Origin of the sequence: Streptomyces sp. HUAS TT11 (assembly GCF_051553595.1) — a bacterium.
In the GTDB taxonomy this organism is placed as follows: domain Bacteria; phylum Actinomycetota; class Actinomycetes; order Streptomycetales; family Streptomycetaceae; genus Streptomyces.
This window is the reverse complement of the sequence record NZ_CP196184.1, coordinates 631,848-653,356: the sequence shown is the minus strand read 5'-3', so window position 1 is coordinate 653,356 and position 21,509 is coordinate 631,848. Positions and strand designations below refer to the sequence as shown.

Annotated in this window: 24 protein-coding genes and 2 pseudogenes; 9 read left to right on the top strand and 17 right to left on the bottom strand. The window is 68.0% G+C overall.

What is annotated here, in order from left to right:
* Positions 1-189: 189 nt before the first annotated feature.
* The gene (locus ACSHXN_RS03230) at positions 190-657 is read left to right on the top strand and encodes a nuclear transport factor 2 family protein (protein WP_438302600.1); all 468 of its coding nucleotides are present in this window, start codon (positions 190-192) and stop codon (positions 655-657) included.
* Positions 658-913: 256 nt separating this feature from the next.
* On the top strand, positions 914-1,495 hold the full coding sequence (locus ACSHXN_RS03225) for an NADPH-dependent FMN reductase (protein ID WP_438302599.1): 582 nt from the start codon (positions 914-916) through the stop codon (positions 1,493-1,495).
* Between the two features lie 291 nt (positions 1,496-1,786).
* Here the strand turns inward: ACSHXN_RS03225 and ACSHXN_RS03220 are convergent, their stop codons facing one another.
* Positions 1,787-2,656, bottom strand: coding sequence for an endonuclease/exonuclease/phosphatase family protein (locus ACSHXN_RS03220; RefSeq protein WP_438302598.1), 870 nt, complete (start codon positions 2,654-2,656; stop codon positions 1,787-1,789).
* 219 nt (positions 2,657-2,875) lie between these two features.
* Between ACSHXN_RS03220 and ACSHXN_RS03215 the strand changes: the two are divergent.
* Positions 2,876-3,319, top strand: a pseudogene (locus ACSHXN_RS03215) (transposase); the annotation flags it as partial.
* A 663-nt stretch (positions 3,320-3,982) separates the two neighbouring features.
* Here the strand turns inward: ACSHXN_RS03215 and ACSHXN_RS03210 are convergent.
* A complete protein-coding gene (locus ACSHXN_RS03210) occupies positions 3,983-4,534 on the bottom strand; it encodes an NIPSNAP family protein (protein ID WP_383358293.1) in 552 nt (183 codons plus the stop codon).
* Positions 4,531-4,998: a hypothetical protein gene (locus ACSHXN_RS03205; protein WP_383358294.1), complete on the bottom strand. Its 468-nt coding sequence runs from the start codon at positions 4,996-4,998 to the stop codon at positions 4,531-4,533. Before ACSHXN_RS03205 ends, ACSHXN_RS03210 begins: the two co-directional genes overlap by 4 nt.
* A 56-nt stretch (positions 4,999-5,054) precedes the next feature.
* Between ACSHXN_RS03205 and ACSHXN_RS03200 the strand changes: the two genes are divergently transcribed.
* Complete coding sequence (locus ACSHXN_RS03200; RefSeq protein WP_438302597.1) at positions 5,055-5,984, top strand: helix-turn-helix transcriptional regulator; 930 nt, start codon at positions 5,055-5,057, stop codon at positions 5,982-5,984.
* 71 nt (positions 5,985-6,055) lie between these two features.
* Here the strand turns inward: ACSHXN_RS03200 and ACSHXN_RS03195 are convergent, their stop codons facing one another.
* The 10 genes and pseudogenes from ACSHXN_RS03195 to ACSHXN_RS03150 form a co-directional block, all read right to left on the bottom strand.
* Complete coding sequence (locus ACSHXN_RS03195) at positions 6,056-6,940, bottom strand: metal ABC transporter permease (protein ID WP_356297414.1); 885 nt, start codon at positions 6,938-6,940, stop codon at positions 6,056-6,058.
* The gene (locus ACSHXN_RS03190; protein WP_438306418.1) at positions 6,937-7,803 is read right to left on the bottom strand and encodes a metal ABC transporter ATP-binding protein; all 867 of its coding nucleotides are present in this window, start codon (positions 7,801-7,803) and stop codon (positions 6,937-6,939) included. The genes ACSHXN_RS03195 and ACSHXN_RS03190 overlap by 4 nt, the downstream gene beginning before the upstream one ends.
* 11 nt (positions 7,804-7,814) lie before the next feature.
* Positions 7,815-8,753 (bottom strand): metal ABC transporter solute-binding protein, Zn/Mn family, encoded by a 939-nt coding sequence (locus ACSHXN_RS03185; protein WP_356297417.1) that lies wholly within the window; start codon positions 8,751-8,753, stop codon positions 7,815-7,817.
* A gap of 117 nt (positions 8,754-8,870) precedes the next feature.
* A complete protein-coding gene (locus ACSHXN_RS03180) occupies positions 8,871-9,344 on the bottom strand; it encodes a Fur family transcriptional regulator (protein WP_438302596.1) in 474 nt (157 codons plus the stop codon).
* 328 nt (positions 9,345-9,672) lie between these two features.
* Positions 9,673-10,065, bottom strand: a complete 393-nt coding sequence (locus ACSHXN_RS03175; RefSeq protein ID WP_355141028.1) for an SCO5389 family protein — start codon at positions 10,063-10,065, stop codon at positions 9,673-9,675.
* 47 nt (positions 10,066-10,112) lie between these two features.
* A complete protein-coding gene (locus tag ACSHXN_RS03170; protein WP_438302594.1) occupies positions 10,113-11,072 on the bottom strand; it encodes an ATP-binding protein in 960 nt (319 codons plus the stop codon).
* Between the two features lie 653 nt (positions 11,073-11,725).
* Positions 11,726-12,175, bottom strand: a complete 450-nt coding sequence (locus tag ACSHXN_RS03165; protein ID WP_355141031.1) for a hypothetical protein — start codon at positions 12,173-12,175, stop codon at positions 11,726-11,728.
* Between the two features lie 337 nt (positions 12,176-12,512).
* Positions 12,513-12,794, bottom strand: coding sequence for a Type 1 glutamine amidotransferase-like domain-containing protein (locus ACSHXN_RS03160; RefSeq protein WP_356114364.1), 282 nt, complete (start codon positions 12,792-12,794; stop codon positions 12,513-12,515).
* A gap of 8 nt (positions 12,795-12,802) precedes the next feature.
* Positions 12,803-13,584 (bottom strand): annotated as a pseudogene (locus tag ACSHXN_RS03155) (LysE family translocator).
* A 56-nt stretch (positions 13,585-13,640) separates the two neighbouring features.
* Positions 13,641-14,033, bottom strand: coding sequence for a DUF4440 domain-containing protein (locus tag ACSHXN_RS03150; protein WP_356296282.1), 393 nt, complete (start codon positions 14,031-14,033; stop codon positions 13,641-13,643).
* 120 nt (positions 14,034-14,153) lie between these two features.
* Between ACSHXN_RS03150 and ACSHXN_RS03145 the strand changes: the two genes are divergently transcribed.
* The gene (locus ACSHXN_RS03145) at positions 14,154-14,516 is read left to right on the top strand and encodes a hypothetical protein (RefSeq protein WP_355140732.1); all 363 of its coding nucleotides are present in this window, start codon (positions 14,154-14,156) and stop codon (positions 14,514-14,516) included.
* 75 nt (positions 14,517-14,591) lie between these two features.
* On the opposite strand, the gene ACSHXN_RS03140 is transcribed toward ACSHXN_RS03145, so the two are convergent.
* From ACSHXN_RS03140 to ACSHXN_RS03130, 3 genes are all read right to left on the bottom strand, one after another.
* Complete coding sequence (locus ACSHXN_RS03140) at positions 14,592-14,879, bottom strand: hypothetical protein (protein WP_355140731.1); 288 nt, start codon at positions 14,877-14,879, stop codon at positions 14,592-14,594.
* On the bottom strand, positions 14,876-15,502 hold the full coding sequence (locus ACSHXN_RS03135) for a hypothetical protein (protein WP_355140730.1): 627 nt from the start codon (positions 15,500-15,502) through the stop codon (positions 14,876-14,878). Before ACSHXN_RS03135 ends, ACSHXN_RS03140 begins: the two co-directional genes overlap by 4 nt.
* 135 nt (positions 15,503-15,637) lie before the next feature.
* A complete protein-coding gene (locus tag ACSHXN_RS03130) occupies positions 15,638-16,546 on the bottom strand; it encodes a hypothetical protein (RefSeq protein WP_438302592.1) in 909 nt (302 codons plus the stop codon).
* 394 nt (positions 16,547-16,940) lie between these two features.
* Here ACSHXN_RS03130 and ACSHXN_RS03125 point away from each other — a divergent pair, with 394 nt between their 5' ends.
* A complete protein-coding gene (locus ACSHXN_RS03125) occupies positions 16,941-17,339 on the top strand; it encodes a hypothetical protein (protein WP_355140728.1) in 399 nt (132 codons plus the stop codon).
* A complete protein-coding gene (locus tag ACSHXN_RS03120) occupies positions 17,336-18,220 on the top strand; it encodes a hypothetical protein (protein ID WP_438302591.1) in 885 nt (294 codons plus the stop codon). The genes ACSHXN_RS03125 and ACSHXN_RS03120 overlap by 4 nt, the downstream gene beginning before the upstream one ends.
* A 97-nt stretch (positions 18,221-18,317) precedes the next feature.
* Here the strand turns inward: ACSHXN_RS03120 and ACSHXN_RS03115 are convergent, their stop codons facing one another.
* Positions 18,318-19,559, bottom strand: coding sequence for an MFS transporter (locus tag ACSHXN_RS03115; protein WP_356114359.1), 1,242 nt, complete (start codon positions 19,557-19,559; stop codon positions 18,318-18,320).
* A 157-nt stretch (positions 19,560-19,716) separates the two neighbouring features.
* Here ACSHXN_RS03115 and ACSHXN_RS03110 point away from each other — a divergent pair, with 157 nt between their 5' ends.
* On the top strand, positions 19,717-20,694 hold the full coding sequence (locus tag ACSHXN_RS03110; RefSeq protein WP_438302590.1) for a DUF5937 family protein: 978 nt from the start codon (positions 19,717-19,719) through the stop codon (positions 20,692-20,694).
* 425 nt (positions 20,695-21,119) lie between these two features.
* On the top strand, positions 21,120-21,446 hold the full coding sequence (locus ACSHXN_RS03105) for a hypothetical protein (RefSeq protein ID WP_383358305.1): 327 nt from the start codon (positions 21,120-21,122) through the stop codon (positions 21,444-21,446).
* Positions 21,447-21,509: the final 63 nt, after the last annotated feature.

Here is a 21,509-nt window from a genome sequence, read left to right as displayed (position 1 = left end):
CTCCGACGAGACAGCGCGCCGGATTGTGAGGCCGGTGCGCGGCCTCACAATCCGCGGGAGTGCGTCGTCGGACTGCTGAGACGAACACGCTTCCGCGAGCAGGAAAGCCCAGCGATGTCAGGGCCGGCGGTCAACGCCGTCACGACCAACTGAGGTTTTTCGAGCTTGCGTTGTGACATGGAGGACATGATGAGCGACTTTCGGGTGATCGCCGACCGTGTCGAGATCGAGGCACTGCGCGGTGAGTTCTCGGACGCGGTGATGATGCGCGACTACGACCGGGTGGCATCGCTGTTCGCGCCCGACGGCGCGTGGCGGATGCCCGACATCCCTGTCGAACTCACCGGGCAGGCCGCGATCCGTGCCTGGGGCGAGCGCGTACCGGATTTTGTGGAGTTCCTTGTGCAGACCACCCACCCGGGCGTGATCCGGGTGGACGGCGACCTGGCGTCCGGTCGTTCCTACATGCAGGAGCTGGGACGCGGCCGGGACGGCAGGTCGGAGATAAACTACGCGATCTACCACGACCGTTACCAGCGCACGCCGGACGGCTGGAAGTTCAGCGAGCGCGTCTACGAGGTCAGGTACCGCGACCAGAGTCCGCTGGCGGGCTCGGCAGCCGGACTGCCCGTCGACCAGCCGGCCTCTCGCGCATGAGCACGACGGTGACCGCGCCCGGACCGTTTCCGTCGCATCCCGTCACTGCGGACCGGGGAGTCCCCGCCGGTGTGTCGGCACCCGCGCCATGCGTGCAGGCGCGCGCGGTGTGTCCCGGGATCCGGCCCTCCTGTCCGCCCGCGGTGCCGCCCACGGGAGTCAAGGGATGGCGGCACCCGGCACCGTCTCACCGCATCGACCGGAACTCACGCGACAACAACCCGAAGACACCGCAAGCAGAGCAGGAGAATCAGCGATGACAAGGATCGGCATCATCATCGGCAGCACCCGCCCGGGCCGCAACGGCGAGCAGGTGGCCGCATGGTTGCAGGAGCTTGCCACACAGCACGCGGGGGAAGCGGCCGTGTTCGAACTGCTCGACCTGAAGGAGTTCGAACTCCCGCTGCTCGACGAACCGGTCCCCGCGCTGGTGGTGCCGGGCAGCAATTCGCACACCCGACGCTGGGCGGAGCGAGCCGGCTCGTACGACGCGTACATCTTCGTCACTCCGGAATACAACGGCGGCGCTCCGGCATCCCTGCAGAACGCCATCGACTATCTCTACCGGGAGTGGACGCACAAGGCGGTCGCATACGTCGGCTACGGCATCTTCGGCGCCGTGATGGCGGTCCAGGAGCTTCGGGGACAGGCGGGGCGGCTGCGGATGGCGGACATCGGACCGCAGCTGGCGCTGACGCTGCGGGACGACTTCGTGCAGAACACACAGTTCAAGCCGCAGGAGGTGCACACTTCGGAGGTCTACCAGCTCGTCGACGAGCTGCTCGCGTGGAGCACCGCGCTCGCGCCGCTGCGCGCTGCCGCCCAGGCCGCTGTCTGAGCGGCAGCGCACCCGCACATGCGCCTCGCCCTGACGCCAGGTGGTGGGGACGCGGTGCGCTCGGTGCCTCGTGACGGGGTGGGGGAGCAAGGGGGTCCGTGCGGGCCCGGACGAGGGGGATGATCCCGGCCCGCAGGGGGGCTGGTCAGCCGTGCGGGGCGAACGCACGGCTGACCGTCTCACCCTCAACCGGCCCGTGGCCGAGGGCCGGAGGGGGAACCCCTTCAAGGGCTGAGGACGACATGCGCACAGCCCGTTCGGGGAGCTCACCCTGCCATCGAGACCACTTTTTCAGGGCAGCGCGATCCGAGCAGCGACCGGCAGGTGATCGCTGCCCGTGGACGACAGGGTGCGGATCTGGCGGACGGTCGCTGAGCGGGTCATGACCTGGTCGATGCGGGCCATGGGGAAGTCCGCGGGGAAGCTGAAGGCGAAGCCTCGCTGCGGTGTGTTCATTTGGGACGTCAACGGGGCCAGCCCACGGTCGTCGACCGTGCCGTTGAGATCACCGAGCAGGAGAACCGTCTTCAGTTTCTCGGCGGCGACGGCCTTGCCGAGCAGACCGGCGCTCTCGTCTCGCCAGGAGGATGCGAGGCCACTTGCTCGGACGCGGACCGAGGGCAGGTGCGCCACATACACCGCGATGTCGCCGAGCGGCGCGTGGACCGTGGCGCGCAGCCCACGACTCCACGGCTCCGTTATCTCCCTGGGTTTGATGTCCACCGGTCGGGCACCGGTCAGCGGATGCTTCGACCAGAGTCCGACGGTGCCCCGGATGACGTGGTGCGGATAGTCGGGGGCCAGGGCCCTCGCGTACTCGGTCAGTGCCGGGGGCACCAGCTCCTCCAACGCGATGAGATCGGGCTCGGCCGCAGCCAGGGTGCGGGCCGTGCCGACCGGGTCGGTGTTCTCGTCGCTGACGTTGTGCTGCACCACGACCAGGTCGTGCGGGCCGGGCTCCGTGCCGGGCAGGAGGAGCCTGCCGAACAGGAGCGCCCAGACGGCCGTCGGCAGGAGCAGTGCCACCAGTGCGGTTGCCGACCGGCGCAGCAGGGCCGGGACGAGCAGCACCACGATCACCAGGCCGAACCAAGGAAGGAAGGCTTCCAGCAGACTCCCCAGGTGCACAACGGAGTTGGGCACGGCTTGGTGGAAGGCCATGAGCGCGGCCGTCAGCACCGCGAAGCCGGCGCAGACCCGTCCCCGTGTCCAGGTCCCGCGGCCTCGCGGAGCCCGTTCCGGAGTTCCGCCGGCAGCCGATGGTCCCGTTCGGCGTCGTATCCACCGGGCCACTGCTGAGTTCCCCTCCATCGGTCTTTCGGTCCGCTTGATCTTGTTGACTGGGACGACTGTCGTGCCCGTTCGGTTTCGACAGCTTCGCGCTGCTGGGTTCACAGAGCCCGGAAAGTCATGGATACCCTGCCGAAGTCCGTACAGCCGGGCGCCACGAAAGCGATGCACGAGATCCACAACGCCGAGGACCGCACGCACACCGAGAAGGCGATCAAGGCCTTCGAGTGGCCCAAGGCCGTCGCGCAGACCACCGACGACCGAGAGGAACCACTGGCGTTCTACGACTTCCCGGCCGAGTACTGGATTCAGCTATGCACCACCAACCCGATCGAGTCCACGTTCTCCACCGTCAAGCCCCGCACCAAGGTCCCCCGCGAAGCCGGCAGCCCTGCCGCCGCCTTCGCCATGGTGTTCAAACTGGTCGAGTCCGCCCAAGACCGATGGCGCGCGATCGTCGGCGCCCACCTGGTCGCACTGGTCTGCGCAGGCGGCAGGTTCGAGAACGGTGTCCTGGCCGAGCGGCAGGAGTAGGCCGCACGACCTGGGCGAAGGACGTGATGCAACCCTCTCCCCGTGGCAGACTTCCCCACATGCCAGATTTCTGGGTGAGCGACCAGGGTGACAAGTACCACGGCTGGGAGGGTTGCAGGGCCCTTGAAGCCGGACAGGCTTCCGCCGACTCGCAGGAGGGTTACGAGCGGCGCAATGTGACGCGGTACGAAAGTGAGGATGCCGCTCGGGCTGCTGCGAAGGAGCACGCCCGGTGCGAGGCTCCCGCATGCTTCGCCCGGGGACGTGGTGCAGGACTCGCCCGGATGTCGGTACAGGCTCCCACGGATCTGGACGATCCGAACTGGCCGGCGCGACTTGACCTGCCATCCGACGACTGAGATCTCAACACTGTTCAGTGGCTTCGACGCAGTTACCGCCCACGGCTTCGAAAACGAGCTACTGGACCTCGGCGGACTGCGGGCGCTACCGCGGCCCCTAGATCCCCAGGTATTGACTATTCCTCGTGGACATACCGCCGACGCGTCATCGGCGCAGCTCGCTCTGGCTTGCGTAGCCGTCGCCGGAGTACGGCCCCGTGCGCAACGCGTGCCGGCCGATGCTTCTTGCATCGGCCGGCCTTGGAAGCCGTGGGCGGCACCGGTCAAGCCCGCCAGGGCTTTCCGCACATCACATGTGCAACGGTCAGCACGTCGTCACAGGTTCGAGTCGCAGCTGCCGTGTCGGACCGGGGGGTCGCTCCGCCGGGCCGAACCAGACCCGGACGTCCTCCCCGGTACGGACGGGCAGGAGGGGGTAGTCGTTCTCGGCATGCTCGGTGCGGTGCAGCGCATGGCCCGGGCCGAGGTGCCGGGCGGCGTACGCGTCGAAGGCGGTCGCATCGGACGGATGGCAGACGGTCGCGACCACCTCACGGGCGCCCCGCTCCGAGGTGAACCCCGGGCCGCGCAGCAACAGAACGTCGTCGCTGTCGATCATGGTGGCGTTGGCCGCCTCGCGGTGCTCCCGCCACACCGGGCCGGTGTAGAAGGCTTCCAGCGAGCGCCGGCGGCGCGTCATGTCGGGGAACGCGCGCAGCCAGACGAAGCGGTTCGGGTCGTCCAGGTCGCGGAATCGGCCGCCGACGGTGATGCCGACCGACTGCTGGCCGATCACGAACTCGCGCTCGAACAGCTCGATCAGCGTCTCCCGGGTTCCGGGGTGCAGGGTGTACTGCCGGAGTTCGACAATGTTCATGCGTCGGCGTCCCCGGTGCGGGTGAGGTTCATGGTCCAGTTGAGCTCCCAGGTGCCGCCGTCGTCGGCGGAGAACTCCTGCTCCCAGCGAGCGGTGCTGCGGCCGAGTCGATACCAGGTGAAGTGGACCCGGATCGGGCGGCCGTCGTAGGTGTCCTCGCCGCGGAAGTCACCGCGGTCGCCGGCGAAGCCGCCGACCAGCGGCGGATCCAGTCGGCCTGTCCTGCTGTCGGACCAGTGGATCGACCAGCGTCCCGTCTCCCTGTCGAACAGTCGCAGAGTCACTCCTTGGCGGCCGAGTGTGGGGAAGGTGATCTCGTCGATGTTGCCGGCACCTCCGAAAAGCGGCCGGACGACCGCGTGCCCGGGGAACTCCGTCCAGGTGGCGGGGTCTGAACCGAGCGGTGCGGTGAGACGGCGGTTGGCCACATCCCAGGAGCCGTGCAGGAAGTCGAAGTCGTCCATGCGTCACAAGCTATGGACACTCCACTGCCATCCAGTGTCAGGGGATACTGAGCGTCATGCGCGCGAGCCGACTGCTCACCCTGCTTCTGCTGCTCCAGAACCGGGGCCGGATGACGGCCCGGCAGTTGGCCGAGGAACTGGAGGTCTCCGTCCGTACGGTCTACCGGGACGTCGAGGCGCTCGGCGCCGCCGGTGTCCCGCTGTACGGCGCAGCGGGACACGCGGGCGGCTACCGGCTGGTCGACGGATACCGGACCCGGCTCACCGGACTGACCGCGGACGAGGCACAGGCCGCGTTCCTCGCCGCGCTGCCCGGCGCCGCCGCCGAACTCGGCCTCGGCGAGGCGCTCGCCACCGCCCAGCTGAAGCTGCGGGCCGCCCTTCCGGCCGAACTGCGCGAGCATGCCGGGCGGATCCAGGAACGATTCCTGCTCGACGCCCCCGGCTGGTACGGCGACGCCGACCGTACGCCTCACCTGGCCTCGGTCGCCGGGGCGGTGTGGGCGCGACGGGCGGCCGTAGTGAGGTACCGGCGCTGGCGGGCGCCGGAGCAGATCGAGCGGCGGGTGGAGCCCTACGGGCTTGTACTCAAGGCGGGCCGTTGGTACTTGGTAGCGGGCGGGCCGTCCGGGATCCGCACCTACCGGGTCGACCAGATCCAAGAGATCCGGCCGCTGGAAGAGCGGTTCGCCGTTCCGGACGGGTTCGACCTGGCCGGGTACTGGAACGGGTATCTGGCCGACTTCCGAGCCCGCCTGCACACGGGGGAGGCCTTGGTGCGGCTTTCCCCGGAGGGAGCTCGCCGCCTCGGTGTGACACCCACGAGCGAGGGTTGGACGGATGCCCGGGTGCCGATCGAGTCGATCGACCACGCTCATGGCGAGTTCCTGCGTCTGGGCACCGACATCGAGGTCATGGCACCGGTCGAACTCCGCGACCGGATCGCCGTGACCGTACGGACCCTGGCCACCCGGTACGAGGGTTGACCCCGGGCCGAGGGGTCCTCGCGACCGGGGAGCCGGCCGCCGCTTGCCTGGCCGGCCGGCGGAACGCTCACTCAGGCGGGTTGTGGAACCGGCCTCCTCCGGGCGCCTCGTCGGCCGGTGCCGTAGCGACCCGTCAATCGGCAGACGACGTAGATGCCGAACGAGATGGTGGTGACGTACGGGCTGATGGGGATGCTGCTGCCGAGGGCGAGCAGGATGCCGCCCTCGATCGAGGCCGTCGCGAAGAGCACGCTCAGGACGGGCAGCAGGACAGGGGACGCGGTGACGCGGGCGGCGGCCGCGGCCGGTGTGGTGACGAGTGACAGGACCAGCAGTGCTCCGACGATCTGCACGGACAGGGCGACCGCCAGCCCGAGTACGAGCATGAAGGCGATGGACAGGCCGCGTACCGGCACTCCGCGTGCCTCGGCGACGTCGGGATCGGCGCTGGCGAAGGCGAGAGGCCGCCAGATGACCGCGAGTGCGATGACCACGACGACGGAGGTGCTGAGCAACCAGGCCATCTGCGGCGTGTCCACCGCGACGATCTGGCCGGTGAGCAGACCGAACTTGTTGGCCGCGCGGCCCTTGTAGAGGGCGAGGAAGAGCACACCCAGGCCCAGGCCGAACGGCATGATGATGCCGATGACCGAGTTGCGGTCCCGGGCCCGCGTACCCAGGACGCCGATCACGCCGGCCGCGAGGAGTGATCCGGTGATCGAGCCGGCCACGATGTTCGTCCCCAGCAGGAGGGCTGCCGAGGCGCCCGCGAAGGACAGTTCGCTGATGCCGTGCACGGCGAAGGGCAGATCACGCATGATGACGAACACCCCGGCCAGGCCGCCGACCAGGCCGAGCGCGGCGCCGGCGATGAGGGAGTTGCGGACCAGTGTCAGCAGCTCGCCGTAGTGGTCGAAGCTGAAGACCTGGTGCCAGATCCCGTCGGCGATCGTCATGGGCAAACTCCGTCGGTGGCGCGTGTCGTGTGGGTGTGGTGGGCGGGGGTGGCCGGCCCGTCGGGTGCTCCGACGACCACGATCCGGCCGGGGGTGCGGACGACGTCGATCTGCGTTCCGTACAACGTGGAGAGCGACTCCGAGGTCAGGACCTGTTCGGGGGTGCCGACCCGGTGCCCGCCGTCGGCCAGGTACAGCAGCCGGTCCACCAGACCGAGCACCGGGTTGATCTCGTGGGTCACGAAGACCACCGCCGTGCCGTGCGAGCGCCGCCGGGCGTCGACGAGTTCGGTGACGGCCCCCTGGTGGTGCAGGTCGAGGGAGAGCAGCGGTTCGTCGCAGAGCAGGATCTGCGGGTCGGTGGCCAGGGCCTGCGCGATGCGCACGCGTTGTCTTTCGCCGCCGGACAGCCGGCCGAGGGGGACGTCGGCGTACGGAGCCGCTCCCACCGACGCGAGGATCTCGTCCACTTGGCGGCGGGTGGCCGCTGTGCGCGGACGCGGACCGAAACGGTGACCGTCGATGCCGAAGCGGACGAGGTCACGGGCCCGTAGCAGCGCCTGAGCGGACACAGTGGCCTGCTGGGGGATGTAGCCGATGGCGCGGCCGGCCTCGCGGGGGGAACGGCCGAGGACGGTCAGGGTCCCGGCGGACAGTGACTGCCGACCCAGCAGGGCCCGGACGAGGCTGGTCTTACCCGCCCCGTTCGGGCCCAGCACGGCCACGAAGTCGCCCGGGTGCACGTCGAGTTCGAGACCGCTCCACACGGTGCGGTCGCCGTAGGACAGGGCCGCGCCGCGCAGACTGATCACCGCGGCGTCGCCCGTACCTTCGCCCTGCCGGGCCCGGGGCACGGAGACCACGCCCGGTTTGCTCACTTGTCCAGCGCGCTCGCGAGCGCGTCGACGTTGGCGGTCATCCAGCCGAGGTAGTCCTTGCCCTGGGGCAGCGTCTCGGTGACGGGCACCACGGGGACACCGGCCGACCTGGCCGCCGACTCGGTCCTCTCCGTCTGGGGACCGGAGGTCTGCTCGTTGTAGACCAGCGCCTGGACCTCCTTGCCCGAGAACAGCCCCAGCGTCTCCTGGAGGACCTTCGGGGAGACGTCGTCACCCTCCTCGATGGCCTCGCTGAACTCCTCGGGTGTCTTGTTGACCAGTCCGCTCGCCTCGATCACATAGAGGGGCACGGGCTCCGTGATCGCCACCGACTCACCGCCGTGCACCTTCTTGATCTGGGCTTCTTTCGCCTCCAGGGACTGAAGCCCGGCCTTGAAAGTCTCCGCGTTCCGGGTGAAGGAGGCGGCGTTGGCGGGGTCGGCCTTCCCCAGGGCCGCGGCGATGCCGTCGGCGATCCTGGCGACGGTGGGGAAGTCGTACCAGACGTGTTCGTTGAGTTCGCCGCCCTGGGGAGCGGTCTTTCCGGAGACATCGACGGCGTTGATCACCTCGGCACTCGTGTTGCCGCCGCTCTTGAGCATCTTGTCGACGAAGTCGTCGTAGCCACCGCCGTTCTCGATGACGACCTTCGCCTTGGAGAGGGTCAACTGGTTCTGGGTGTTGGCCTCGTAGGAGTGCGGGTCCTGGCTGGGATCGCTGATGATCGAAGTGACCTCGACATGATCGCCGCCGATCCGCTTGACGATGTCGCCGTACACGTTCGTCGAGGCGACAACCGGGACGGCGGACGAGGACGCCGGGGTCCGGCCGTCACCGTCGCCTCCGGTGTCCGATGAGCTGCCGCAACCTGCCAGAAGGGCCAGACAGGCACCGGATATCAGGGCCGGCAGGCGACGGGGCAGGGACGCGGACATGGTTCCTCCAGGGCAGATCGCTCACGATGGCTTCACTCGGGCGCGACCGCCCGGTGCGGGCGGCCACAACACTCACGCTAGATGAAAATGAATGTCAACACCACCGTCATGGGTGCACTAATGAAAATCGTTGCCATTTGTTGATCTGCCCGCAGGTGACGAGGTGCTGTCCGGCTTGGCCCGGCACTGAAAGCAGATCCCTGTGAGCTCCACGATGTGCTCGACGTCGGCGAATCCGGTCGTGGCGGCCACACCGTCGGCCCAGCGCTCGACGGTCTCGGCCGCAACGGGGAGGCTGAGGCCGCAGAGTCGGCACACGAGGTAGTGCCGGTGGCCGTCGACCGGCCGCGGGCGGTAGAGCCGCTCGCCGGTCCTGTCTCGTACGACGTCCAGGCGCCCGGCCCGCTCCAGCGCCTGCAGGGTGCGGTACACCGTGGACAGGCCCACGGTGGTGCCCCTCGATGCGAGTGCCGCGTGCAGTTCCTTTGCGGAGATGAAGCCGGGGCGGTCGCGCAGGGTCCGGAGGACGGCGGCCCGTTGCCATGTCGACCGCCGGCCCGGAGGGCGCTCGCTCGTCGGCGAAAGGTGCATGACGCCTGCCTCCCGCGTCACTGGGAAATGGTCCGGCGCAAGAGTAAATGGAAATGAACACCATTACTACTCTGTCCGGCCCCCTGATCCACCTCCGGGCGCCCCGGCACCCCGCTCCCGCCCATGAGGCGGGGCTTCCTGGTGCCTCGGCGGTCTACGAGGACCCGGAGGGGGGCCGCCCTGCTCACCGGACGCCGTATCCGCTGACTGAAGGCCGGCGGCGGATACGTTCTCTGTCCGGCCGCCGAGCGACCCCGCCCTGTCCGGGAGAACCGTGAGGCGACGGCCGCTCGCGTGGTCGCCGTGATCCGCCGGCTCCTCCCGGGGTTCAGCAGTCGCGCAACTCCGGTGACTGGTTCAGGATCTGGGCGCGCAACGAGGTGAAGCGCGTGTAGGTGTCGCCGCCGCGTGCCTCGGGGTGGAAGGCGGCGACGCGATGGCAGTTCTGGAAGGCGAGGGCGATGCCGAAGTGGCGCTCCAGACTGCCGCGGATCGCGTCGCTGGACAGTGCCCGCAACAGCTGACCGCGGTCCCGCTCGGAGGGCGGCGGGGTCTGGTTGTCGGCGAACTCGGTGCCCCCGGAACGCAGTTCCGCGGTGAGGCGGGCGATGAGGTCCCAGGCGTAGGGCAGGGACGTACGAACCGATTCCACGAAGTCCTGCTCCTGCACTTCGCCCTTCTCGGCTTCGGCGAGCAACCGTGGGGAGACGTCAAGCGACATGAAGAATTCTCCTGTTCTGTTGGGATGGTTCTGTGCCGGAGGTGGGGTCAGGTTCGGGCGGCCAGTGCTGCCGGGCCGTGCTCGAAGTGGAGGTCGATCTGCGCGGCAAGGTCCTGACCCGTGGCCTCGTTCGCCCAGGCGGCCGCGTTGCGCAGATGGAAGTCCACGGCGCGCTGTTGGAAGGCCGTCCAGTCCTTGGGGCGGGCGTCCACGGCCTCGTGCAGTCGGTCGAGTGCGCGGCGGTTGTGCGGCTCCAACTCTCCCTGATTGCGGCCCTGTTCCTGGCCGCGGACATAGGGGGACTGCTCGCAGTGGACGAGCAGATCGTCACCGACGTGTTCCTTGAGGAAGAGCAGGTCGTCCTCGCCCGTCACCTTGTTCCCGACGACGGCCACCGGGATGCCGAACTCGGCGGCGTGGTCCCGGTACTGGCGGTACACGGAGACGCTCTTGCGGGTGGGTTCGACGACCAGGAACGTCATGTCGAACCGAGTGAACAGGCCGGAGGCGAAGGCGTCGGCGCCGGCGGTCATGTCGACGACGACGTACTCGCCCGGGCCGTCGACGAGGTGGTTGAGGTATATCTCCACCGCGCCGAGCTTGGAGTGGTAGCAGGCCACGCCCAGGTCGCTCTCGCCGAAGGCGCCGGTGACCATCAGCGGTACGCCGCCCACGTCCTGGACGTGTGTCGCGTGGACCTCGTCGTCGCCGAGCAGGCGAAGTAACCGTGATCCGTGTCCGGGCGGGGTTGTCTTGACCATGGCGTCGCGTGACGCGATCCGCGTGTTGGTGCCCCGGAGATAGTCCTTGATCTCGCCGGTGCGCGCGCTGAGCGGTGGTGCGGAGAAGGACTCGTTCTCGGCGAGGCCCAGGGTGTGCGCCAGGTGCTGGTTGATGTCGCCGTCGATGGCGACGACCGGCGCGCCCGAGCGCGCCAGGTGACGGGAGAAGAGGGCCGACAGGGTCGTCTTGCCGCTGCCGCCCTTGCCCACGAAGGCAGCGCGCATCGTCAACGACCCCTATTGGAAATGAATGTCATGATCGTAGAGTGAAGCGTGCGGCGCGGCAGTGTCAAATCCCTCGCGCGCCAACTCACCCGTCTGCCGTGGGGTTGAGCCACCTGTGGGGTGCGCAGGTGACCCCTTCAGCTTCTGTGGCGGCGATGCCCATGCCGATGTCGTAAGGCTGACCGAGGCGGGGAGGGGAGCGGTCCTGCCCGATGCGGCGGCCTTCGCCGTGACGCTGATCGACCGGTTGCGGCACCACCGCACGGCTTGTTCTTCGTCGAGGTCGCTGTGGGTGACGCTTGTGCAGCCGTACCGATCACGGTTCTGCGGTCTGTGGACCGTGATCGGACGCGGTGTGCCGGTGGACGTCGCGGCCCTGGCCGGCTTCACCCGGCGATGAAGGCGGTGGCGCTGACCCGATGCCGTTCGCGGTCGAGCGCTCACCCCTTGATGAGCCCGACCTTGGCACACATGACCACACCGGCTCCGGTGGTCTCCGGGAGCAGGGACGAACTCCGGCTGTTTGTCAGGGGACCGTGACGGTTCACCGGCACGGGACATCCAGGGGCTGCGTGGGCGGCGGCACCGAGAGATCTGTCCCGGAGACCCCGTCGGGCGATCGTTCCAGGTGAAGCCCGGTGGTTCGGAGCGCCCTATGCGGCCGTGTCCGACCCGAGTACTTCCTGGGCGAGTTCCGGGCTGAGGAAGTACTCGGCATAGGGCGTGTTCGCGAAGTGCTCGGCCATCAGCCGGGACCACAGCAGGACCGACCGCAGTGGCCGATGGTTGATGATCACGTGCTGAGCCTGGCCGGCGGCGTTGTAGCGCACGATCACGATGCTGCCGATCGGCTCGCCATGCACCTGCGAGGTGTAATCCTCGACGAAACCGTGCTCGCCATATGTGCCGACGTAGTTGAACTCTTGGTAGTCGTAAAGGGTGCGGGCGTAGGCGAGTATCTGGCGCACGGCGTTCGCACCCTCGACCATCCCGTTCAGGACCGAGGCCTCCATCGTGACGTCGTCCGCCAGATTGTCCAACCAGGCGGGACGGTAGTCCCGTCGGTGCAGATCTGTGTTGCCGCTGCCGAGGTACGTGCTCATGGTCGGTCCTTGACGGTTCGATCCAGAATTCTGACAGAAGTGTAATCCGTTTGGTTATGTTAGTCGACTTGGTTGGCGGATGGCGCGGGACGCTCGGGAGCCTTGGTCGGCCAGGCTTGTCCTGGTGCGTTCCGCACTGCATGCACAGCTGCCCCGGCGGTGAACTGGTGTGCAGGGGCCCGAAGGCACGTATTCCGAGCGAGGCCGAGGCCCAGGTGATCTCGGCAGTCTGATGCCTCGGAGGTGGGCGGGTACGTCGCCGCGGCCCCACAGCTCGCGAAAGGTTGCGCGGCCGGGTCACCGAGTGAACGGCCTGGCCGGCAGGCTCACCGAGGACTCAGCCGCCGCCATGAGCGCCGTCCCCGCCGCTGCCGGGCACCTTCTCGGACTCACGACCTCCTGGTGCTACAAGTGCCTGGTCCGGCTCACCACATAGGACACGGTCTAAAGGGGAGAGCGCCTCGGTCGCCGGAGCCGTGTACCCGGCGTGGTCAGCCAAGGCGAACGGAACGAACAACACCTCCTTGGTTCCGTTGAGTATTTCTGATATCGGATCCATCGCGTGGTCCAGGTAAGTCCGCCCGTACGCTGTGGAGTTCGACAACAGAAGCAGCTCCATGGCTCCCCTTACGAGAAGATGACTGGAATGATCAGCTTGGCTCCGAAGGCTATGACGACCACGCCGGCGACGCAGTCCAAGCCGCGTTGGACTCTCGGCTTGTTGAGCCAGTGCCCGAGAAGACGGACACCGAGGATCAGCAGACTGAACCAGATCAGATCGATGGCATTGTGGATCAAGGCCAGGAGCATCCCCATCAGAAAGTGAGATGTGTCGTCAGGGATGAACTGCGGCAACATGGCCATGTAGAACAGTCCGAAGCGCGGGTTGAGCAGGTTCGAGAAGAATCCTCTTGACCAGGAGCGAAGGGGTACTTCCTGTACTGAGGGCGGGCTCAGGGCTGTGGTATCGGAGGATTGCTCTCGCTGTCCCCGGCCGCGGGCACGGCGGAGCATGCCGATTCCCAGATCAAGTAGGCCGCACCCGCGATGCAGAGCCAGGTGTAGGCGGTCGGCGAAGCAGCAAGGATGGCACTGGCCCCGACGGCTGCGGCCAATCCCCAGCACAGCACTCCTACACTGATGCCGAAAACGGTCGCGTAGGCGTTTCGTGTTCCCTGACTTGCTGCCGCGCGGAGGACGAGAGTGGTGTCCAACCCCGGAGTGATCGTCAGGACTGTAGCAACGGCGACGAATGCGCCGATCTCCGATACTACGCTCACGAGATAAATTCCCTCTACGGCACGAAAAGGATGTAGCTGGCCAGTGTAGCTATGGAAAACCCGATTATTCCACGCGGCTTCAGAAGCGCGAAGACTACGTGAAGTGCTACGCCAATGGCGATGGCCCATGGGCGGATTTGCGGCACGAAGAGGGCGAGGGGGAGCAGTACTTCGCCGGGGACGGTTCAGCCCTCGGGGACGGGGGTGCCCTGGTGGTAGTAGAGCCGCCATCCGGTGCCGTCCTCGCCCTTGCGCCATAGGGAGCTGCGGCGGGCCCGGCGGCCGGCGATGACGCTCTCGTACGTCAGGTGCACGAGGTCCGGGGCGAGGAGCACCCCGCGCATGCCGGAGGCCTCGATGCGCGGGCTGTCCGCTCCGCCGTACAGGGTGGGCAGGGCCGCAACCATCTCCTCGTACGTCCAGCGCCGCCCGGAGGCGCCGACCTCGACGAACTCGGGGTCGAACAGCCGGACGCCGACGACGGAGGCGCGGACGGCAGGGTCGTGCAAACGCAGTTCACCGTCCTTCGCCGCGGCTATTGCGGCCTGTTCCTCGGGTTTCTCAGTCGTGTCAATCACGGACGCATCCTCTCCCGCCCCGGAGCCCTGGGCAAAGGATCTTCGGGACCATCCGTTGACCAAAGTGGAGAACATGGCATTCCGGGCCGCGGCGTGCCTGGTCGCCTCTACAGTTGCGTCATGGACTTCAACCGGGGTGACTGGACCTGGGAACTGATGCTGACGAGGCGTCCCTCCGACACACACTTCTCGAAGTCGAGCACTCTGGGCGGAGAGAGCCCGCTGGCGCGGGATGACGACAACACGCTCGTCACGCACGCAGTGCTGTTCGACGGCACCAAGACGGCCCTGGTGATCCTCGGCACGGGCGTCGCGCTGGGGCTCGCTGTCGCGCCGCACGTCAAGAGCGGGCTGCTCAGCCTTAAGTCGAAGCTGCGCCGCCGGGCGGAGGACACTACCGACGCCGATACCCCCGTTCCCCTCACGGTCGTTGCGGAGGCCGAGCCGGAGCAGCCTGACCCCCCTCGCCTGCGCGCTGTCTGACCGCCAGGCCAGGCGCCGGCGCAGGCCCAGGTAAATCCGCATCACGGACTGTCCAGCACCCTTGTGGTACCCACATCACTGCGACTGGCGCGGTGCGGGCGGTGGGTCACCGCCCTCCCGCGCCAAGGCATCGGCCCTGGCCCGTGCGCCTTCGGCGCGGTCCTCGGCGTCCTGGGCGAGGTAGCGGGAGGACTCGTCACCGAGGGCGTGGACGAGCCGGTGCAGCAGGGCGGCTCGGCGATCGAGGTAGTCCAGGCGGCTGTCGGGGGTGGAGCCGGAGCCGCTGTAGTGCTCGGCGTCGTTGAGCAGTCCCACCAGTTCCGCGACCAGCAGCCTGTCCGTCCCCGGCTCGACGGCCGTCACGACAGCTCTCCGGCGAGCGCGGCCAGACGCTCCATCTCGTCCACGCCGTCGTTGCAGCACTGCCCGCACACCAGCCGCCGAGCCTTGGGCCGCTCGGGCAGGCGGACGTCGAACGGCATCCGGGTCTCGTCCTTGAACTCACGCAGGTCGTAGTCGCACTCCGCGCAGACCAGCCGGGCGGCGCGGGCCTGCTTCTTCGACCATGCGGGCCACTCCGCCGACAGCGCCAGCTTGGCAATGACCATGCCGTCGGCCCGGGGCTGGAACACCGTGAAGTCCCAGTGCTGGGCGTCCTCGGGGATGTCGGCGACGGTTTGCTCCATCGAGGGCATCCACGGCACCAGGTGGGCCAGGTCCTTGCGCAGGATGCGGACCTCCTCGCCCTCGCGCATGGCATTGCTGTAGGAGGAGGCGAGCGGGAAGCGGAAGGCCGTCACAATGGTGTGCGGGACCTGGAGCAGGTCCAGGTCCCGACTGATGTCGGCCGCGGTAGCCTTCCACTCGCCGCAGTTGACCTCCCGCCACATGGCCAGCCCGTCGGCGTTCAGCCTCCCGGACGCATTGATCGTGCTGACGATCCGCCGCTGCGCGGCCCGGACTTCCGGGGCGACCGCTACCGTCATCTGCCTCTCAAAGGCTCCGGCCCACAGGAGCGGCCAGTCGTCGGTGAGTTCCTTTCCGATGGAGCCGGCCAGGCCGTCGTCATCCCACTCCCAGGTGGACCCGACTTTGCGATGCCGCTCCGAGATTGATGTGGTTCAGAGGTGTTTGCGGTGTCGTTGTCGCAGTTCTTCCAGCCTTGCGTGAGTCGCCTCGTCTTGCTTTGTCGGCGGGATCGCATGTGCCGGACGAGGTACTTGGGGCGGCGTCGGCAGGCTCAGAGACGTAGACACGTGTGTGAAAATCGCTTCCAGATCAGTGGCAGCAAGGTGGGTAAGGCGACCCTTGTTCAACCCTCGAAAGCGCGAGCCGTTCCTGCGGACCGAGGCGAAGGCTCGTCTCTTTCGGGTTGTGACGCGACTGCGCTCCGCCTGTGAGGTGTATTCGATCTCGATGTCCAGGTCGCGCTGCTCGTCGCGTGACCACCAGGTACGCCACTGTGGGTCGGCGTGGATCATATCGACTACGGCGCCGGCTGCATCGAAATACGTTGTGGGAATGTCGTTGTCGCCGTGCAGAGCGAGGCTGAGCCAGGAGGTATCCCTCGTCGCAAGGGCAGTCGACTCTTCGGGTTCGTCCGTACCGAATCCGGGTAGTGGGCCCAGCCACGGTTGTCCGGTGGCGATCTCATAGGCCGTGGAGACAGCCTCGGCAAGGCCATCCGACTCACTGAAGTCCCAGGCGTAGTCGGCCACCTGGTTCGGATGCTTCCGGATTTGCTGGAACCGTGAGCTGCCTGCTGCCACAATCGCGAAGTGGAGGTTGATGAGCGCATCGCCAACCGGCGGCACCGGCGTTGCGTCTGATGGATCGTTCACATCTCGGACTGGAATTCCCGACAGAGGCTCACTTGCAAGATACTGCAGGTTTTCCGCCAAGATATCGGCGAATTCTTCGATACGAACCTGTCCCTCGCATGCGAGGGCTTCTGCCAGTGCGGGAGTGGTGTGCTGGTTTGCCGTACCTCTGAGGAGGTCGATGAAAGACCAGAAGTCTTCTTGTGTCATGGATCAGGCTCCTTTCCGTTGATGGGGCGGCGGGTGGGTGCATTGGTGACACCCACCCGCCTATTGTTCATTCACCCCTGCGCGCGCGGCACCTTACACGCAGACGCGTTTCGCCTGTCCTGGTGGGCAGTGACGGTGCCTGGCCACGTACTTGAGAATCATGGCCGTTTCCCAGCTGCGGGCGTTGAGCCATCCCGTCATACGTCTCATTACGGTGTACCTACACCCGCTCCTTGTGCCGTAATACCTGTTGCAGGTACTGATCTGGCTGGCCGGTCTGCTCGTGCCGACGCGGGATATCCCGTATTTCCAGATCTTGCCTTTATAGTGGATCATGTAGCCGATGTACTTGGTTTTCTTGTACTTCCTGGCGGAATCCGAGTTCTTGTTTGGGATGGCAACGTTTGGACCGGGCAGGCTGATCGAACATCCGATGTGCCCACAGATCCAGCGCGTCGACGCGATCGTCGCCGCCCGACTGAACGCCGCCTACGCCTATCCGCCCCCGGCCGCCTGCCCGGATCCCGCCCCCGCGGTGCGGCCCTCCCAGACCGCCTTGGCCGACCACCGCCCGGTACGCGAGGCGCTGGCTTACCGGGCGCTCGCCGAATGCGCTGGCTGCGGCCTGCCCGGATGCGCCCCGGGCGAGAGCCTCTGCCCGGCCTGCCTGAACTGGCCGCTGTGCCGCTGCTGCACCGGCCCCACGCCCCGGCGCGCCCACCCCGGCAGCGACGGCCGCTGCATCACCTGCGCCACGGCCTCAACTCGCCGACTGGAAGGCACCAGCGCATGACGAGCCGCACGCCACCGCCCGCCTCCGGGCTGCGGCCCTTCGACCAGCAACCTGGCCACTGGGAGCAGTTGCGAACCCGTGCCCGGCGCACCGGTCATCTCTGCTGCGGCACCTGGTGCACGCAGACATGCGAGCCCGTGCTGATCCGGGAGCGGACCTGCTGGGGTTTTGTGGACTGGACCGTCCCCGCAGGCGACTGTCTGCCCGAGCGTGCCCATCGCATCGGCGTCCTCACACCGGCGGCCACCCGCTTGCAGCGGCTCGCGCTGCGCTGGCTGAGCCGACGCCCCGCCCAGCGTCTGCCCCTGCTGCCCGTCTCCGTGCGCTGTTCGGTGGCAGCCGTTGCCGTGCTCGGCCTGGTTGCTGCCGCGGCCGCGATCAGCCACGGCACAGCGGTCGGTGTGGCGGTGCCGCTGATGCTGCTGATGCCGCTGCTGACCGAGCACATGCCCGACCGCCTGGATGCCCGCGCAGGCGAGCACGTCCGGACGGTTGAGGGCGAAGCCGCCTGCCGGTACCTGCAGCGCCTGGCCGGCCTGTACAACCATCTGATTCAGGCCGCCGCCGACAGCGACCTGGACCAGGCACGGCGCGCCGCCGAGATCGGTCGGCACCAGCTCTGGGATGCCGCCGGCCTGCTCATCCACCACGACACCCGCGCAGTCTCTGCCGAACTCATCGCCCGGGAACGGCTGCTGGTCCAGCTCGCTGCCCTGGTCACCGACCTCCACTCACCCACCGATCCCGGCTCCGCCCCTGGCGGTCGACCCGCAGTGCCTGCACCGCAGTTGGGTCCCTACCCGCCCGGCTCCAGACGACAGAGCGACCTCCCCACAATGCGCACCGTTACAAGGGAGACAGCCCGCGATCATTCACGATAGAGCGGCCAGAGCACGTGAAATTCCCCGCCCGAGCCCCGACTGGTTCTGAGCGGGCGCCCGGCCCGTCCGGGGCCGGGCGCATGGGAGTACAAGCCGATCACATGGCGGTCGGCCCTGTCTCAGACCCCGGTCGCCTGGCCTCCGCTCGGTACACGGAGCGTGCGACGGCGAGCACGCACAACGCCCCGATCCCGCCCGCGCCCGCCAACACCACGTGCGTCGGCACGTACTCCGCCACCAGCCCGCCGAGCGTCATCCCCAGCCCCTGGACGGTCATGAGCCCCGCCGTCAGCAGGGTCATGCCCCGTGCCCGCAGTTCCTCGGGCAGCGCATCGAAGAACCAACGGTCCAGGCCCAGGCTGTACGCGCTGGTCATCCCCGCTGCACACAGGATCAGCAGGGCCGACGTGAGCCCGGGCCGAGCGGCGAAGAGCAGGAGCAGGGGCAGCCCGGCCAGGGCCAGAGGAAGTACGAGCCGCTCGCGTGCCGCAGGCCGCAGCAGTCCGCCGGCCAGCAGCTCACCGGCCACGGACCCGACGGGGTTCGCGGCGAGCAGCAGACCGACGGCTGCGGTACCGACACCGAGTTCCGTGGCGTACGGCGCGGCCAGCGCCTCCGGCACCACCATGAAGGCAGGCGGCAGCCAGAAAAGCGCGAGCAGCCGGCGGACCTGCCTGTCGCGCAGCAGTGTCCAGGTGCCTCCGGTGGCGCGTTCCCGCGCCGTGGGCGGGCGGTGCCGGGTACCGCAGCGCAGGATCAGTGCCGAGCCGAGGAAACCAACAACGGTTATCAGCAGTGCGCCGCGCGGCGACATGACGACCAGCAGCAGGCCGACGCCGGCGTTCCCGCCGATCTGCGCGCTCTGCGCCACGATGCGCATCAGTGAACGGCTGAGTACGAAGGCGTCGCCGTGCAGTATGTCGCCGAGGCTCGCCGCCCGTACGCCGCTGAAGAGGGGTGCCACGAAGGAGGTGAGGGCCTGCAGGGCGAGGAGCGCGGGGACGGGCGTGTCCGGCAGCACCATGAGGGCGGTGGCTGTGGCGCAGACCAGATCGCAGGTGACGAGGACCCGCCGGGCGGGATAGCGGTCGGCAAGCGGTGCGAGAAGAGCGCCACCGAGAACGTAGGGAAGGAACGAGAGGGCGAAGGACACCGCGGTGAGGAGCGCGGAGCCAGTGTCGCGGTAGACCAGCACGGCGAGGGCGATGACAGCGACCACGGTGCCGGAGAGCGACAGCACGTGGGCGGCGAAGACGGCGCGGAATTCGCGGACGGCGAAGACGTCGCGGTAGCCGGTGCGGCGGGGCGGGGTTTTGGTCGTTGCAGTGGGTGCGGTCACGGCCGCAGCCTGAGGCCCCGAGGGGATGCGGCCTAGACTTTCGTCCCTGGCCGAATGTTGGACGTCACGCTGCGGGTGACACCGCATCCCGCATCTGCGGAACGTGTCTGCAGCGGCGGCCGAAGAAGCGAACAAACAGGTGAGAAAGCCGCACAGCGTGCCACACATCATGCGCCTCGGTGCCGACGACCTGCTGCACTGCCGCTTCGCGCTGTCCCCGCTCTGGGAAACCCACCAAGCTGTGCGCACGCTGGACCGCCCCGCCAAATCGCTGCCCTACCACCTTCCGTGGCTGCGCCGCAGCGCCGAGGTCGCCCGCGCGCTCGATCTCCTGCCGCTCTGGCTGCTCATGCCCGAGCCGGGCTACACCCCGGACTTCGTATGCCCGCCGCCGCTGGGCCTCGACACGACGTTCGCGGACGAGATCTCGGTAGTGCGGGCGACGGACCCCGAGGTGGCCCGGTACGAGATCCACCGGGCGCTGGCCGACGGCGGGGCACTGCACACGAGCACCGGGCAGAAGCTGCTCGCGGATCCGGCTCGGGCAGTGCAGGACCTGGCGGCCCTTCTGGAGCAGGCCTGGCAAGCGCTGGTAGCGCCGCACTGGCCGAGGCTGCGCACTCTGCTCGAGGCGGACATCGCCTTCCACGCAAGGCGGTTGGCCGAGGGCGGTCTGGCCTCGCTCTTCGCCGATTTGCACCCCGAGGTGTCCTGGTCGGACGGCACTCTGACGGTGCGGCGCCACCGCACCCACGTCCGCACGCTGCGCGGCGAGGGCCTGCTGCTGATGCCGAGTGTCTTCGCCTGGCCGGAGGTGATCAGCGGCTTCGACCCCCCGTGGCAGCCCACGCTGGTCTACCCGGCCCGGGGTATCGGAGGCTTGTGGGCAGTGGGCGGCCCCGAGGCCTCCGCCGCGCTGCGTCGGTTGCTGGGAGCGGGCCGGGCGTCGGTGCTTGCCGCGCTCGTGGAACCGGCCTCGACCTCGGCGCTGGCAGCCCGGCTGGGCCTGACGCCGTCGTCCGTATCAGCACACCTTCACGCGCTGCGCGACGCCAGGCTGCTCACTTCCCGGCGGGAGAAGCACAAGGTGCTATATGAGCGGACGCCGCTGGGAATCGCACTGGTGGAGGGGTAGGGAAGGGATCCGGTAGACCGAGCAGGACGGGTCGAAGCCGTTGAAGGGCTTCGCCGGCTTCCTCCGCCAAGACCTTGACGCCGTTACCGCCGGGCTCACCCTTCCGTGGAGTTTCAGTGTGGTCGAAGGATCCTTGAACCGGGTGAAAACGCTCAACAAGCCACGTACGGCAGGGCTTCGTTCGAACTCCTCCGAGCCCGCACCCTCAACCCAGCCATGAACATCACCGAACTACGGGAGCCTCTTTCAGAGGCTTGTGCCAAGGAACAGGGCGGCCTGGCTATGTACGCGAGTACCGGCTCTGGTCCACTTCTTGTGGAGGCTCACGGACAGTGATGTCAGTGGTGTGTTGGGATGGCCGGACTCTGCCGTTGATCCACCGGGAGGCCCTCGTGACGTCCTCGTACCCGTCCTTGACTCGTGCCTTGGCCGAGGCGTTGGTCGATGTCCTGTGGTTCATCGACGGCAGCGAAGACGAGCAGATGGATCAGGACGACGCGGTCAAGGTCATGAAGGGTGTTGCCCACGTCGTCAGCACGCTGCCGAGTGATCAGCGACAGGAGCTGACCGAACTGGTTGGGGAGATGGCAGCTGCCGAGAGCAACCCGGCTCGCCGCGAGTTCCTGGAAGAGTTCCCAGAGGGCTTCGGGCTGATCAATGATGCGTCTTCCACCGGACGGCGGGCTAACCCGTCTCTTCTCTCCCAAAATAATTCACAGCGGGGCATAAGGATTTCCGGGGCTGGGGTGTGAGCCTTTGGCCCGTCGGCGACCTCACTTGGCCGGGAGGATATTTCCTGGCCGGCCGAAGGCCCG